Source organism: Candidatus Synechococcus spongiarum SH4 (assembly GCF_000586015.1).
Lineage (GTDB): Bacteria > Cyanobacteriota > Cyanobacteriia > PCC-6307 > Cyanobiaceae > Synechococcus_B > Synechococcus_B spongiarum_F.
Window position 1 is genome coordinate 1 of the sequence record NZ_JENA01000021.1, and the last position, 13,207, is coordinate 13,207.

Genomic DNA, 13,207 nt, shown 5'->3' on the forward strand with positions numbered 1-13,207 from the left:
CCAAGGTCATCAAGACGGTGAAGCCGCGGATCGCCGGCACGGGAGGGCCACTGTTGGCAGCGGGACAGCGCAACATGGCCGTGACCGTGAACAGGAGCGTCATGGTGGTCAACGGCCAGGCCAGGGGAGCGGAGCGCCCCACCAACGCTCCCACCGCGTCCCCTGTCATCACCAGCGGTTGAACGTATTGCAAGAGGAAAAAGGCCAGCACGTCCCGCTTGAACCGTGATTTGAGACGAGGACTCAGCAGCGCGGGCCAGTAGTCGAAGAAGCGTTGCAGTCCCCCTTCCGCCCAGCGCTGATGTTGCCGCCAAAGGGGGCCGACGGAACTGACCGCTTCCTCGGCCACCGGTGGGTTCCACACCACGGCAATGGGGACACCGTGAAGCTGGAGCCGCATGGTGAGGTCCAGGTCATCGGTAATGGTGGCTTCATTGAAGCCGCCACAATGCAACAGGGCCTGGCGGGGAATGATCTGGCCGTTGCCCCGCAACTCGCCACAGCCTTGATGGGCAATGCGACCCTGCTGGATCAAGGCATCCACCGCCATCTCGACAGCTTGAACCTGGGTGAGCAGGTTGCAGTCCGCATTATGCACCGCCTTGCGCAACTGAAGCGCACGGCTGCTGTCCTGCAAGAAAGGGCGCAAGCGCTCCAGCAGTTCCGGGTCAACCTGGGCATCGGCATCCAGCACAAGAACCCACTCCCCCTGCAGGTGGGGCAGCACCGTGTTCAGGGCGCCGGATTTCCACCCCTTGGCTCCCGGGGGACGGTGGATCACGTGAAGACTGCGGCGCCGCTCCTGCAGGCGATCCAGAATCTCTCCGGTGCCATCCACGCTGCCGTCATCCACAATCCAGACCTGCAACTGCTCCTCGTCATGCCGTATGGCCAGCAGGTTGTCCACCAGTTTCTCGATCACGGCAGCCTCGTTTTTGGCCGCCACCAGCACATCGACCCGGAGAGATCCGGATGGGTTCGTGATTGGCCCCGGCGGCGCCGGGAGCGACGAAGACCAACTCTCGGGTTGCCCTGACGCTGTGGGGAAAATATGGCGCCCCAGCAGCAGAGCCGCCACCAGCGCGGGCCAGGGGCCAACCTGGAGCCAGTGGGGCAGTAATCCCAGCAGAAGAGACGTGGCCACAAACAGGGCCGCCTTGCGGCGACGACCTCCTCCCCAATAAGCAACGGGATTCATTGGCACCCTGAAACCTTAGACTCTCCTGCTTCGTAGCGGCCGCCCCAAGGGGGGCAAACCATGGCCTTAATCATGCCACATTTAACGTGGGTTAAAATAATTCCCCTCTGCTGAACGTCCCAGCCATGCCCAAGCTCAAAACCCGCCGCGCCGCGGCCAAGCGTTTCCGGATCACGGGAACTGGTAAGCTGCAGCGTCGTCATGCGTTCCGTAATCACCTGCTGGGCCATAAGAGTTCCAAGCGCAAGCGCTTCCTGGCCACTTCAGCAACGGTGGACCCCACGGATCGTGATCGGGTCCAAGGAATGCTGCCCTACGGCAGTTGACCCACACACTTGACAGCGTCCCGAATTATCCCAGGAATTCCGACCCATGAGCCGCACCAGAAGAGGCAATGTTGCCCGTAAACGCCGCCAGAAGATCTTGAAGCTGGCCAAGGGCTTCGTGGGATCCAACGGCGCCCTGTTTCGTACCGCGAACCAGCGGGTGATGAAGGCCCTCAGCAATGCCTACCGGGATCGCCGCCGCCGCAAGCGTGATTTCCGGCGTCTGTGGATCGCCCGGATCAATGCCGCTGCCCATGGCCATGGATTGAGCTACAGCACCTTCATCGGCGGCTTGAAAAAAGCCGATGTGCGCCTGAACCGCAAAATGCTGGCCCAGTTGGCCGTTCTGGATCCCGCCAGCTTCGCAGCCGTAGCCGCCGCTGCCCAACCCTGAATCATCCCAAGCTCCAGCCGTCATGGATTCCCCTCTGCCTTCCCTCTACCTGGTGGGCCTGGTGGTCTTGCTGGCCATCCTCAGCGTTGTCGTCGGCATCCAGGTGTGGAAGGTGCGGCGTGATGAAGCAACGCTTCAGCGACTGCAACAGCAACTCCGCGACGGCAAGGCCGACCCCGTGACGCTTTACGAGCTGGGGTCCGTGCAACTGCGCAAGCGTCTCTTCCCCCAGGCGGTGGCCACCCTGGGCAAGGCAGCCCAGGGGGCAGGCCAGGAGCCCTCGGAAGGGCAGGCGCTCATTCATAACGCCTTGGGCTATGCCCTGGCGGCCCAGAAGCAGTACGCCCAGGCCATCCGTCACTACCGCAAGGCCCTGGAGGCCAAGCCGGACTATCCCGTGGCCCTCAACAACCTGGGTCATGCGCTGGAGCGTCGACAACAGCGGCAAGAAGCCGCCAAAGCCTATGCTCAAACCCTGGCTCTGGATGCCGGCAATCCCGTTGCCAAGCGCCGTCTGCAGCGCCTGGAGAAAGCCCTGGCATCTACCCTGGACCAATAACGCCTTTGAATGAACGGTCTTGTCTTTCTCCAGCACCATTGAGGACCAGCCACTGCGGATTGCAGGACGCTCCTTCAACAGCCGCCTGCTGACGGGCACAGGGAAGTATTCCGACCCGGCAACCATGCAAGCCAGCCTGGAGGCCAGTGGTTGCCAGATGGTCACCGTGGCGGTGCGGCGCGTACAGAGCGGTGCGGCAGGCCACCGGGGGCTCATGGATGCCATTGACTGGTCCCGGTTGTGGATGCTGCCCAACACCGCGGGCTGCGCCACTGCGGAAGAGGCGGTCCGCACAGCCCGCCTGGGGCGTGAGTTGGCGCGACTGGCGGGGCAGGAGGACAACACTTTCGTGAAGCTGGAGGTGATCCCCGACCCCCGCTACCTGCTGCCGGATCCGATCGGTACGCTCCTGGCCGCCAAGCAACTTGTCAAGGAGGGCTTCAGTGTTCTGCCTTACATCAATGCCGATCCACTGCTGGCCCGTCGCCTGGAGGAGGTGGGCTGCGTCACGGTGATGCCCCTCGGCTCCCCCATCGGCTCCGGGCAGGGGTTACGCAACCGTGACAACATCCGCTTGATGATCGAGGGGGCCGGGGTGCCCGTGGTGGTGGATGCCGGCATTGGCGTTCCCAGTGACGCTGCGGAAGCCATGGAGTTGGGGGCCGATGCCGTGCTCATCAACACCGCCATTGCCCAGGCCGGCGCCCCGGTGGCCATGGCCAGGGCAATGGCCCTGGCCACCCAGGCAGGGCGCCTTGCCCACGTCGGTGGTCGGATGCCTCAACATCAAGAGGCTGTTGCCAGTTCACCGCCCCATGGCCGCATCGGCGGCTGAACCGGGCACAGGAGTCGGACCCTGTAAAGTCTCGCAACAGTGAAGGGCCGGCCGGCCATGGGATCCACAATTCGCCATACATTCGCCCCCAGTGTTCTTCTTGACATGCCATGACCGTCACCCATGAGGATGGAGGCCGCCTCAATGCGTTTGCCCGTGAGCCCAAGATGGTGATTGCCGAACCGCTCACCGGTGCGGAGCAGCGCCAGCGGCTCCGGCTCTATGGCCTGGGTGCGGGTCTGGTGGTGGTCATGGTGGCCATCACAACCTGGGTGAGTCGTGGTCTGGTGTAGCTTGCCAAGCTGGAACGCCCTTGGCTGGAGAGGCACGCGTGAAGGTTCTTGTTCTTGGTGGTGATGGCTTTTGCGGCTGGCCCTGTGCCCTGAACCTTGCGGACCAGGGACATGACGTTGTCATCGTCGACAACCTCAGCCGCCGCAAAATTGACGTTGATCTGGGCGTCACGTCCCTGACCCCCATTGCCACGGTTGAGGACCGGCTCGGGGCTTGGCAGGAAACGGGGGGGCAGCCCATTGGCTTCGTGCTTCTGGATCTGGCCCGGGAGTATGAGCGGCTGCTGCAACTGCTGCGGGACGAGGCCCCTGAGGCAGTAGTCCACTTCGCCGAGCAGCGGGCAGCGCCCTACTCCATGAAATCCGCCGCCTGCAAGCGCTACACCATCGACAACAACGTCAACGGTACCCATAACCTGCTCTGCGCCATTGTGGAGAGCGGTCTGGACGTGCATGTGGTTCACCTGGGCACCATGGGGGTCTATGGCTACGGCTCCCATCGGGGCGCCACCATTCCCGAGGGCTACCTCACCGTGGAGGTGCCCCAGCCGGACGGCAGCCGCTTTACGGAGCAGATTCTGCATCCCGCCAATCCGGGCAGCGTCTACCACATGAGCAAAACGCTGGATCAACTGCTGTTTTTCTATTACAGCAAGAACGACGCCCTCCGCATTACGGATCTGCACCAGGGCATTGTCTGGGGAACCAACACGGAACTCTGTGGAAAAGATCCCCGGCTGATCAACCGCTTTGACTACGACGGGGACTATGGCACCGTGCTCAATCGCTTTCTGATGCAGGCAGCCATCAACTACCCCCTCACCGTTCACGGCACCGGCGGACAGACCCGGGCCTTCATCCATATCCGCGACTCGGTCAAGTGTGTCCAACTGGCCCTGGACAATCCCCCAGCCCCTGGGGAGAAGGTGAAAATCTTCAACCAGATGACGGAAAGCCATCAGGTGGCTCACCTGGCGCAGAAGGTGGCGGACATGACAGGGTCCCAGGTGGCTTACCTGCCCAATCCCCGCAACGAGGCCAGGGACAACGACCTGATCGTGGACAATCGCTGTTTTCTGGATCTGGGCCTGGAGCCCACCACGTTGGACGATGGCCTACTGACGGAAGTGGTGGACATTGCCCGTCGCTACGCTGAGCGTTGTGACCGTCGGCGGATCCCCTGCACGTCCGCCTGGACGCGAACCCAGGCAGAGGCCATCAACCCATAGCCGTGCATATCGCATTCTTCACCGAGACCTTCCTGCCCAAGGTGGACGGGATCGTTACCCGGCTTACCAAGACCATTGAGCACCTGACGGCGGCTGGGGACGAGGTGCTGGTGTTCTGCCCGGAGGGGGCGCCCGCCTCCTATTGCGGCGCCCGGGTGATGGGGATTCCTGCCGCACCCCTTCCCCTGTACCCGGAACTCAAGCTGGCCTTGCCCCGCCCTGTGGTGGCCGAAGCCATCGACCACTTCCATGTGGACGTGATCCACGTGGTCAATCCCGCCATCCTGGGATTGGGGGGAATCTGGCTGGCCAGAACCAAGGCCATTCCCCTGGTGGCCAGCTACCACACCCACCTGCCCAAATACCTTGAACACTACGGGCTGGGCATGTTGGAGCCGCTCCTCTGGGAACTGCTCAAGGCGGCTCATAACCAGGCCAGCCTCAACCTCTGCACCTCCACCGCCATGGTGCAGGAACTTTCCGAGCGGGGGATTCACAACATCGACCTCTGGCAACGGGGCGTGGATACGGATGCGTTTCAGCCGGGGCTGGCCTCGTCCCGGCGGCGGCGACAGTTGTTTGGTTCCCACCAGGAGGGGGATCCTCTGCTGCTCTACGTGGGCAGGCTCTCGGCGGAAAAGCAGATTGAGTCCATTCTCCCTGTTCTCAAGGCCCTGCCCCGGGCACGGCTGGCCCTGGTGGGGGACGGTCCCCATCATCAGCAACTGGAAAAAACCTTTGCCGGCACGGCCACCCGTTTTGTGGGCTATCTGCGGGGGGAGGCCCTGGCCGGGGCCTATGCCAGCGCGGATGCTTTCCTCTTCCCATCCAGCACGGAAACCCTGGGCCTGGTGTTGCTGGAGGCCATGGCGGCGGGCTGCCCGGTTGTGGCCGCCCGCCGTGGCGGCATCCCCGACATCGTGACCGACGGGGAGAACGGCTGCCTCTATGACCCGGATCAGGCTGACGGGCTTCTGCAGGCCACCCGCCGCCTGCTGGACAACAGGGAAGGCCATCAACAGATGCGGTTGGCGGCCCGCCGTGAAGCGGAGCGCTGGGGCTGGCGGGCCGCCACGGCGCAACTACGCGGCTACTACAAGCAGGTGTTGGCGTCCGCCACCCGGAAGACGGAAGAAAAAGCCTTGTGATCAGGCAGCTTTAACCTTTAGTCGTCCGGGAAAGATTGATAGTTGACGATACGGGCAAAGGCGTCAGGGTCGAGGGAGGCGCCCCCCACCAGCACCCCGTCAATGTGGGACTGATGCATCAGCTCATCAATGGAGCCGGGTTTTACGGAGCCGCCGTACTGGATGGTCAAGTCCGGATCGCCTGACCATTGGCGGATCAGCCCGCAGATGCGGTTGGCCTCCGAAGCGCCACAGGTCCGTCCTGTGCCGATGGCCCAGAGGGGTTCATAGGCCACCACCAGGGAGTCCAGTTCCAGGCCGTGGAGCCCGGCATCCACCTGGCGGTGAATCACTGCGTCCGTTTCACCAGCCTGCCGTTGCTCCAGGCTTTCCCCAATGCAGACAATGGGCGTGAGCCCTTCCTTTTGCGCCGCATGGGCCCGACGGTTGACCACCTCGTCGGTTTCACACCAATACTTGCGCGGCTCGCTATGGCCCACAATCACGTAGCGCACCCCGTGTTCCGTCAGCATGGGGGCGGAGATCTCGCCCGTGTAGGCCCCATTCCCATCCCAATGCACGTTCTGAGCACCCAGACGAATGCGGCCGCCGTGCATGGCGCCGCTGAGACTGGACAGGGCCGTAAACGGCGGGACCAGGATGACAGTCCGGTCCGTAGGGGTTTCTGTGACCTGAGGGAGGAAATCTTCAAGAAAACGCAGGGCGGCTGCACAGGTCATGTGCATTTTCCAGTTCCCCGCAATGAAAGCCTGGCGCACGAAAAACGATGATTCCGTTGCCAGCTTACCAGCGGCGGAGCAGCCCGGCTCACCGCTGGGGCGTTCCTACATCCCGGGCTGGTCCCCTTGCGAAGGCTCAAGAGAGGCGATGATGACCATGGCAATCAGCAGAGCCTGACTCAGGGCCAGGGTTACGGCCACAGCCAGTTCCAACAGCGCCAGGGTCCAGGCCATGGCTGTGACCATCCTGCTCTTCAGTTGGTTGTCCTGTCCCTGGGCGGGGGCTGACGAACCCCTGAAGGCAATCGCTCCTCCGGCATCCATTACCAACGGACTCAGGCCAATCATGCTCATACTCGTAAGGGTTGTCGTCAGTTTACAGGCCTTCCCCGCAGCTTGAGACAATGGTGGTCACATCCATTCAAGTTGTCCCCTGGAGACCCCTTGCGCCATGTCCGGCCCATCCACCTTCGAGCAGATCATCACCACCCTGAACGGCTTCTGGGGGGAACAGGGCTGCGTCCTGCTCCAGCCCTACGACACGGAAAAAGGCGCTGGCACCATGAGCCCCCACACCTTTTTACGGGCCCTGGGGCCGGAGCCCTGGGCCGTGGCCTACCCGGAGCCCTGCCGGCGACCCGGGGACGGACGCTACGGGGATAACCCCAATCGGGCCCAGCACTATTTCCAATATCAGGTGCTGATCAAACCCTCTCCCGCCGGCGTCCAGGAAACCTATTTGCGCTCCCTGGAGGCCCTGGGCATTGCCTGCGAGCGCCATGACGTTCGTTTTGTGGAGGACAACTGGGAATCGCCAACCCTGGGGGCCTGGGGCGTGGGTTGGGAGGTGTGGCTGGACGGCATGGAGATCACCCAGTTCACCTATTTCCAGCAATGCGGTGGACTGGACTGCTGTCCGGTCTCCGTGGAAATCACCTACGGGCTGGAGCGGTTGGCCATGTACCTGCAGGAGGTGAACAATCTCTGGGATCTGCGCTGGAACGACCACTTGCGCTACGGCCAGATCTGGCTGGAGCAGGAGCGGCAGCAGTGCCGCTACAACTTTGTTGCCAGTAATCCCCAGCGCCTTCTGGAGCTCTTCCGGCTCTATGAGGCGGAAGCCGGTCAACTGGCCGAGCAAGGCCTGGCTGTTCCGGCCCTGGACTGGGTGCTCAAATGCAGCCATTGCTTCAACCTGCTGGATGCCCGGGGCGTGATCTCCGTAACGGAGCGACAGCGCACCATCATGCGCATCCGCAAGCTGGCGGCGGCGGCGGCGGCGGCCTGGCAAAGGGAACGGGAGGCCCTGGGCTACCCCTTGTTGACGTGAATGGGAAGATAACCGGAGCCGGGATTGGGTCGCTATGGCCATGTCGTCAACCGCCAGTGTGGGCATTCCACGGGAAGTCAAACGGGATGAGCGGCGGGTGGCGCTGACCCCGGACGCCGCCCGGGAACTGACCCGCCATGGTCTGAAGGTATGGGTGGAACGGGGGGCCGGGAAGGAGGCGGGCCTCGCGGATGAGGAGTTTGCTGCGGCTGGGGCGGTTCTTGTTGACGCCGCCGCCGCCTGGTCGGCCAACGTGGTGGTCAAGGTGAAAGAGCCCCAGCCCGAGGAGTACCGGTTTCTGCGGGAAGATCTGGTGCTCTTCACCTATCTGCACCTGGCGGGCTATCCAGCGGTGGCCCAGGCCTTGATGGCGGCAAAGGTTACGGCCATTGCCTATGAAACCGTGCAGATGGGAGACGGCAGCCTGCCGCTGTTGTCCCCCATGAGCGAAATTGCTGGGCGGCTGGCCGCCCAGGTGGGCGCCAGTCTCCTGGAAAAGCCCCATGGGGGTCCCGGGATCCTGATCGGAGGCTGCACGGGGGTCCAACCGGCCCGGGTGGTGGTCCTGGGGGCCGGCACCGTGGGCTGGAGCGCAGCCCGCATTGCCGCTGGCATGGATGCCGAGGTGTTTCTCCTGGATCGCTCTTCGGCCCGGCTCCGCCAGTTGGAGGCCGAACGCCGCGGCCGGATGGTGAGCTTGATGAGCAGTCAGACCACCATTGAGCGTCTGGCGCCCACAGCCGATCTCCTCATCGGCGCCGTGCTGACTCCCGGCGGCCGCGCCCCGACGCTGGTGGATGAACAGTTGGTGCAGCGGATGACCCCCGGCTCGGTCATTGTGGACGTGGCCATTGATCAAGGTGGCTGCATCGCCACCAGCCGGGAGACGGTCCACACCGACCCGGTGCGCACCGTCCATGGCGTGGGGCACTATGCGGTGGGCAATATGCCCGGCGCCGTTCCCCGCACAGCCACCCAGGCGTTGGTGAGCGTCACTCTCCCCTACATCCAGGCCATCGCCGGGAGCGGATTGCGGCAGGCGGTCACCGGGAAGCCGGAACTCCTGGGGGGCGTGAACACTGCGGACGGCTCTGTCTGCCACCCGACCGTTGCCAGGGCCCTGGGGGTTGAGCAGCGCCATCCCATGGCCTGCCTCGGCTAAGGGCCAGGGGGCGGGGGACCGTCACGCCTCGGGTTTGAAGCGTTTCAGGATGCCTGGCTGTGGGCGGCTGGAGCGCGCATGGACCCCCGATTCGGAGGGGCGTCCCATGGGTCTTCTGCTGTTGGGCAGCCTCCCCCGTCCACCCTGCCCTCTGCCCATCCGTCCACGGGCTATGGGCTGAATGACGTCGTAGCGCTCCACATGGAGACTCTGCCCACGGCGCTTCAGGTGCAGACTGAGGAAGTGGCGCAAGGCGCGGGGCGGCACAACCCCATGGAGCATCAGCTTGAAGCTACGGGCGCGCTTGGCGGCATTGATGCGCGGCTGCTGGCGGATTCTGACCAGCAACTGTTGCGTCTCGGGGTCTGTAAACATCAACTCGCCGCGCACGGAAAAGTAGCCGTCAGGCGGCTCGGGCTCAACAGCCTTCGGTGGCCGTGCAGTGTCCTGCGGGGTCTCGTCCTGTGGGGCCTGATCAGCGCGATCCAGCAGGCTGGGCTCCCAGATGCCCATCACTTGCAGGTGAAGCCTGCCCTTGTCCTTGTCACGATTGCGGGGGTAGCACACCCAGAGATGGGGCTGGTCCAGGTCCACGTACCGCTGCACCAGATGGATCATGCGGCCAAGAAGAACAGCCTCCAGTTGGGTGTCGTCCATGGCATGGATCACCCCGGCGGTCAGGCAATCCGGACCTTCCGGGCTATAGGTGCCGCGCACAAGTCCGATGGCTCGGAACTGTAGAGGGTCCGTCACCGGTGAAATGGGTTGTTTTCTCATTCCCAGCCTGGATTTCCGCCCTAGGACACAGTTTAATCCTGCCAGACCGTATCAGCCGCCCGCCGTGCAACGCGCCATCATTCTGTTGCTTCGAGGCGTGTTGTTCAGCGGCGGCTATGCCGGTATGTTCGTCTTGGGTTGGTTCGTGGCCAGCGACACCCCCGCCGAGGTGGCCAGCCCGGCCGCCAGCCCGGCCGGGCAACAAAAAGTTGTCAATCTCCAGAGGAAGCTGAACCGTTTGCCGGATGATCCGGATTTGTTGTTGGAGTTGATCACGACCCAGCTTCAGCAAGGGGATCTGCAGGCTGTCTATGACCACCTGCAAACCCTGCGCCAGCAGCATCCGCAACGCTGGCGGTTTGGCTTGCTTGCGGCCGAGTTGCTGCGCGCCAGCGGCGAACTGGCGGCGGCCGAACAGCAGACGCAACGGCTTCTTGCCGTGGACCCCGACAACCTTTCCCTTCTGCGGCTCTATTGCCGCATCCTGCTGGAACGGGGGGAGCCCGCCCGGGCGGAGGCCATGGCGGAAGCCGCCTGGCAACGGATTCGGAGCCTGGAAAACCCAGGGGAGCAGGACACGGTTGATGCTGTGCCCTATGGGTTGCTGTTGGCGGACGTGCGCCGTTCCCGGGGTGACGTGGACGCTGCGGATCAACTGTTGGAGCAGATGATTGACCGCTCGAAGCGCAGGAGGACGGATCCACGCCCCCTCATTGCCCAGGCCATGCTCCGTCAGGACAACGGAGACCTTGAGGCTGCTCAGCAATTGCTGGCGGAAGCTCGCCAGCACGGCGACTCCACCACCATCCAGTGGCTGGACATCCTGTCCCGCAGGTGGAGCCTGGAGTTGACCCGTGCCCCCATGCACGCCCCTCCTCAAATCCCTGGCGTCCCGCCGGCACTCACCACGCCGTAGGGGTCCAGGGCATGTTTGATGGCCAGCATCACGTCCGCAGCAGGCTGACGCTGCCATGGGGGCAGCGGCGAGGGGGTGGCGCCCTGGGGCTGCACCAGAATCGTCAGGAATCCCCCATGGGTGGTGAGGCGGTTCCGCAGACGGAGCACCTGCTCAACGGTGAGCGCGCCAACGGCATAGCCCAAGCCGGTGGCCAGACCCGCCTGCCAGCACAACCCCGTGGGGCTGGTCTCCAGCATGAGGCGGGCCATGGCTGCGGGGCGGCAGCCCAGATGCAGGAGCCACTCGCCAGGCTCCGGCGCCCGCGCCAAGGCCACCTGGGGCCAGTTGGCCAGGGGTTGCATCCGTCCGGAGTCCCCCAGTTGTGTGGCCAGCGCCTGCTCCTGCGCCGTGATGGCGTCCTGGGAAATACTGGCCAGACTCACCACCAGGCACAGGTCACCCTCCAGAACGCCCCCACACCCCAGCCGTCTTGCCATGGCCGGACTCCACCAGTCCATCCGCTCCGGGGTGAGACAGGAGCGCAGCAGCCACTGGCGGAGTTGGCCCATGGTCTCCCGGGCGCCGCTAAGGAGCAGGTGCCGCCGCCGGGAGGGCATGGGGTAGGTGCGCAGGGTCAGACGGGTGAGCAGCGCCAGGGATCCCCAGGAGCCACAGAGCAGTCGCATGAGGTCATAGCCGGCCACGTTCTTGACCACACGGCCCCCCGCCTTGGCTGTCACGCCGTCAGCACGCACAAAGCCCACCCCGATGAGTTGATCCCGGATGCCCAGATAGCGATGGCGCAGACCGGCGGAGAGACCCCGGGCCACCAGGCCGCCGACGGTGCCCGGGCTGGTGGCTGGCGGAGGGTCCACCGCCAGCCACTGCCCCTGTTCCGCCAGGGCGGCCTGCAACCAGCCCAGGGGCAGCCCCGCTTCCACCTCGATGGTGAAATCTTCCACGCTGTGGCGGAGGATTCTGTTGTTGGCGGCAAGGGAGACAACCTGGCCGCCCCACGGCAAAGGCTGACACCAGTGCAGATGTTCCCCCAGCCCGGCAGGGCGCCAGGGCTGACGGGCCCCATGGAACTGGCGCAGAAGGTCGGGAACCTCCTGCAACGTGGGCCGCAGCCATCCACGGGTGATTGCGGCTGTTCTCATCTCGCGTCCCAGCGCCAACGACCCCGGTGCCAATGAGCAAGTTGATTGTCATTGATGATGACCCCACAGGCTCCCAGACGGTTCACAGTTGCCCACTCTTGTTAAGTTGGGGTGTGGAAACGTTGGTGGAGGGGCTCCGGCACCCCGCCCCCGTCCTCTTCATCCTGGCCAACACCCGCGCCTTGCCCCGCCGGGAGGCGGAGGTTCGTCTTCGCCTCATCTGCCGCAACCTGCGCCAGGCATTGAACCGGTTGAATCTGGAGGATTGGCAGGTGGTGAGCCGGGGGGATTCCACCTTGCGGGGCCATTTCCCGCTGGATGCCCAGGTGCTCGGCCAGGAGTTGGGACCGTTTGCGGTGGTGTTCCTGTTGCCGGCGTTTCTACCGGGTGGCCGCACCACCGTTGACGGCCGTCACTTTCTCCATGGCCGACCCGTCCACCTCAGCAGCTTTGCCCGGGACAGCCGCTTCGGCTACGCCACCAGCTTCCTGGCGGCATGGGTGGAGCAGAAGAGCGGCGGGCGCATTCCCCAAACGACGGTCACGGGACTTCACTGGGAGGAGGACGACAATCCCGGCCGCCTCCTGACCCGTCTGGCGGCCCTTCCCCAGGGGGCTGTAGTGACCGTGGACGCCAGTGAGCCGGAACACCTGCGCCGCTTTGGCCGGCTGATACGACAACGGCGGCAACAGGGGCATCAAGACCTGTGCTGGGGGGCCGCCAGCCTGATTGACGCCCTGGTGGATCCCGGCCCCCAGACCCTAACCGGCAGGGATTGGGCGGGTCTGCGGCGGCGGGATGCCCGGGGACTTCAACCGGGGGTGATTCTGGTGGGCTCCCACCAGCCCGGCGCCGACCGCCAACTGGCCAGACTGCTCACGGCCCAGTCCGTCAAAGGTCTGGAGATCTCCCTTGCGTGTCTACGGCAGGGGACGCCGGCCCCATCCCTGGCCGCGGCGCTGGCCGCTGCCCTGGGGCGCACCCTGCAACAGGAGCGCCGCACAGTGGCGCTCTACACCAGCCGTGGCGAACGGTTGCGGGGCGACGAGGCGGGACAACTGGCCCTGGCCAAGGCCGTTGCCCAACTCCAGGAGACGGTGCTGGCCCCCCTGTGTTCCAGCCTGGGTTACGTGATCAGCAAGGGGGGAAGCACCAGCGACACCCTGTTGCGTCGTGTGC

The 13,207-nt window shown here is 64.5% G+C and carries 16 protein-coding genes; 11 read left to right on the plus strand and 5 right to left on the minus strand.

The features are described 5' to 3' along the window. A partial coding sequence (locus BG35_RS0102045) for a glycosyltransferase family 2 protein (protein ID WP_025781477.1) occupies positions 1-1,198 on the minus strand: 1,198 nt, incomplete at its 3' end. Between the two features lie 125 nt (positions 1,199-1,323). On the opposite strand from BG35_RS0102045, the gene rpmI reads away from it, so the two are divergent. The 7 genes from rpmI to BG35_RS0102080 all read left to right on the plus strand — a co-directional run bounded on the left by rpmI (position 1,324) and on the right by BG35_RS0102080 (position 5,982). After that, positions 1,324-1,524, plus strand: coding sequence for a 50S ribosomal protein L35 (gene rpmI / locus BG35_RS0102050; protein ID WP_025781478.1), 201 nt, complete (start codon positions 1,324-1,326; stop codon positions 1,522-1,524). Positions 1,525-1,570: 46 nt separating this feature from the next. Next, a complete protein-coding gene (gene rplT, locus BG35_RS0102055) occupies positions 1,571-1,918 on the plus strand; it encodes a 50S ribosomal protein L20 (protein WP_025781479.1) in 348 nt (115 codons plus the stop codon). 22 nt (positions 1,919-1,940) lie between these two features. Continuing rightward, the gene (locus BG35_RS0102060; RefSeq protein ID WP_025781480.1) at positions 1,941-2,477 is read left to right on the plus strand and encodes a tetratricopeptide repeat protein; all 537 of its coding nucleotides are present in this window, start codon (positions 1,941-1,943) and stop codon (positions 2,475-2,477) included. A 19-nt stretch (positions 2,478-2,496) separates the two neighbouring features. Continuing rightward, entirely contained in the window at positions 2,497-3,312 is an 816-nt protein-coding gene (locus tag BG35_RS0102065) for a thiazole synthase (protein ID WP_025781481.1), read from the plus strand. Positions 3,313-3,422: 110 nt separating this feature from the next. Further along, positions 3,423-3,605 (plus strand): photosystem II assembly protein Psb34, encoded by a 183-nt coding sequence (psb34, locus tag BG35_RS0102070; protein WP_025781482.1) that lies wholly within the window; start codon positions 3,423-3,425, stop codon positions 3,603-3,605. A gap of 38 nt (positions 3,606-3,643) precedes the next feature. Continuing rightward, positions 3,644-4,834: an NAD-dependent epimerase/dehydratase family protein gene (locus BG35_RS0102075; protein WP_025781483.1), complete on the plus strand. Its 1,191-nt coding sequence runs from the start codon at positions 3,644-3,646 to the stop codon at positions 4,832-4,834. 2 nt (positions 4,835-4,836) lie between these two features. Further along, a complete protein-coding gene (locus tag BG35_RS0102080) occupies positions 4,837-5,982 on the plus strand; it encodes a glycosyltransferase family 4 protein (RefSeq protein ID WP_025781484.1) in 1,146 nt (381 codons plus the stop codon). Positions 5,983-5,999: 17 nt separating this feature from the next. On the opposite strand, the gene tpiA is transcribed toward BG35_RS0102080, so the two are convergent. Further along, positions 6,000-6,740: a triose-phosphate isomerase gene (gene tpiA, locus BG35_RS0102085; protein WP_025781485.1), complete on the minus strand. Its 741-nt coding sequence runs from the start codon at positions 6,738-6,740 to the stop codon at positions 6,000-6,002. A 66-nt stretch (positions 6,741-6,806) separates the two neighbouring features. Continuing rightward, a complete protein-coding gene (locus tag BG35_RS13550; protein WP_236619741.1) occupies positions 6,807-7,049 on the minus strand; it encodes a hypothetical protein in 243 nt (80 codons plus the stop codon). A 103-nt stretch (positions 7,050-7,152) separates the two neighbouring features. On the opposite strand from BG35_RS13550, the gene glyQ reads away from it, so the two are divergent. Beyond that, positions 7,153-8,031 (plus strand): glycine--tRNA ligase subunit alpha, encoded by an 879-nt coding sequence (gene glyQ, locus BG35_RS0102095; RefSeq protein WP_025781487.1) that lies wholly within the window; start codon positions 7,153-7,155, stop codon positions 8,029-8,031. Positions 8,032-8,071: 40 nt separating this feature from the next. Continuing rightward, positions 8,072-9,193 (plus strand): alanine dehydrogenase, encoded by a 1,122-nt coding sequence (gene ald, locus BG35_RS0102100; protein WP_236619742.1) that lies wholly within the window; start codon positions 8,072-8,074, stop codon positions 9,191-9,193. A gap of 21 nt (positions 9,194-9,214) precedes the next feature. Here ald and patR read toward each other — a convergent pair whose 3' ends face one another. Next, positions 9,215-9,946, minus strand: a complete 732-nt coding sequence (gene patR, locus BG35_RS0102105) for a heterocyst master regulator PatR (protein ID WP_308417005.1) — start codon at positions 9,944-9,946, stop codon at positions 9,215-9,217. Positions 9,947-10,034: 88 nt separating this feature from the next. Here patR and BG35_RS0102110 point away from each other — a divergent pair, with 88 nt between their 5' ends. Beyond that, complete coding sequence (locus BG35_RS0102110) at positions 10,035-10,886, plus strand: tetratricopeptide repeat protein (RefSeq protein ID WP_025781490.1); 852 nt, start codon at positions 10,035-10,037, stop codon at positions 10,884-10,886. Here BG35_RS0102110 and BG35_RS0102115 read toward each other — a convergent pair. Further along, complete coding sequence (locus BG35_RS0102115) at positions 10,847-12,028, minus strand: FAD-binding oxidoreductase (RefSeq protein ID WP_071994751.1); 1,182 nt, start codon at positions 12,026-12,028, stop codon at positions 10,847-10,849. The two genes, BG35_RS0102110 and BG35_RS0102115, sit on opposite strands and share 40 nt — an antisense overlap. Positions 12,029-12,060: 32 nt before the next feature. On the opposite strand from BG35_RS0102115, the gene BG35_RS0102120 reads away from it, so the two are divergent. Next, positions 12,061-13,207, plus strand: a 1,147-nt coding sequence (locus tag BG35_RS0102120) for a four-carbon acid sugar kinase family protein (RefSeq protein WP_025781492.1), incomplete at its 3' end; no start/stop codon positions are given.

What these genes read in the sequence shown, in the direction of transcription:
- glyQ (WP_025781487.1), top strand. Translation starts at nt 7,153, where the DNA reads ATGTCCGGCCCATCCACCTTCGAGCAGATCATCACCACCCTGAACGGC.
- psb34 (WP_025781482.1), top strand. Translation starts at nt 3,423, where the DNA reads ATGACCGTCACCCATGAGGATGGAGGCCGCCTCAATGCGTTTGCCCGT.
- ald (WP_236619742.1), top strand. Translation starts at nt 8,072, where the DNA reads ATGTCGTCAACCGCCAGTGTGGGCATTCCACGGGAAGTCAAACGGGAT.
- rpmI (WP_025781478.1), top strand. Translation starts at nt 1,324, where the DNA reads ATGCCCAAGCTCAAAACCCGCCGCGCCGCGGCCAAGCGTTTCCGGATC.
- BG35_RS0102115 (WP_071994751.1), bottom strand. Translation starts at nt 12,028, where the DNA reads ATGAGAACAGCCGCAATCACCCGTGGATGGCTGCGGCCCACGTTGCAG.
- BG35_RS13550 (WP_236619741.1), bottom strand. Translation starts at nt 7,049, where the DNA reads ATGATTGGCCTGAGTCCGTTGGTAATGGATGCCGGAGGAGCGATTGCC.
- rplT (WP_025781479.1), top strand. Translation starts at nt 1,571, where the DNA reads ATGAGCCGCACCAGAAGAGGCAATGTTGCCCGTAAACGCCGCCAGAAG.
- BG35_RS0102060 (WP_025781480.1), top strand. Translation starts at nt 1,941, where the DNA reads ATGGATTCCCCTCTGCCTTCCCTCTACCTGGTGGGCCTGGTGGTCTTG.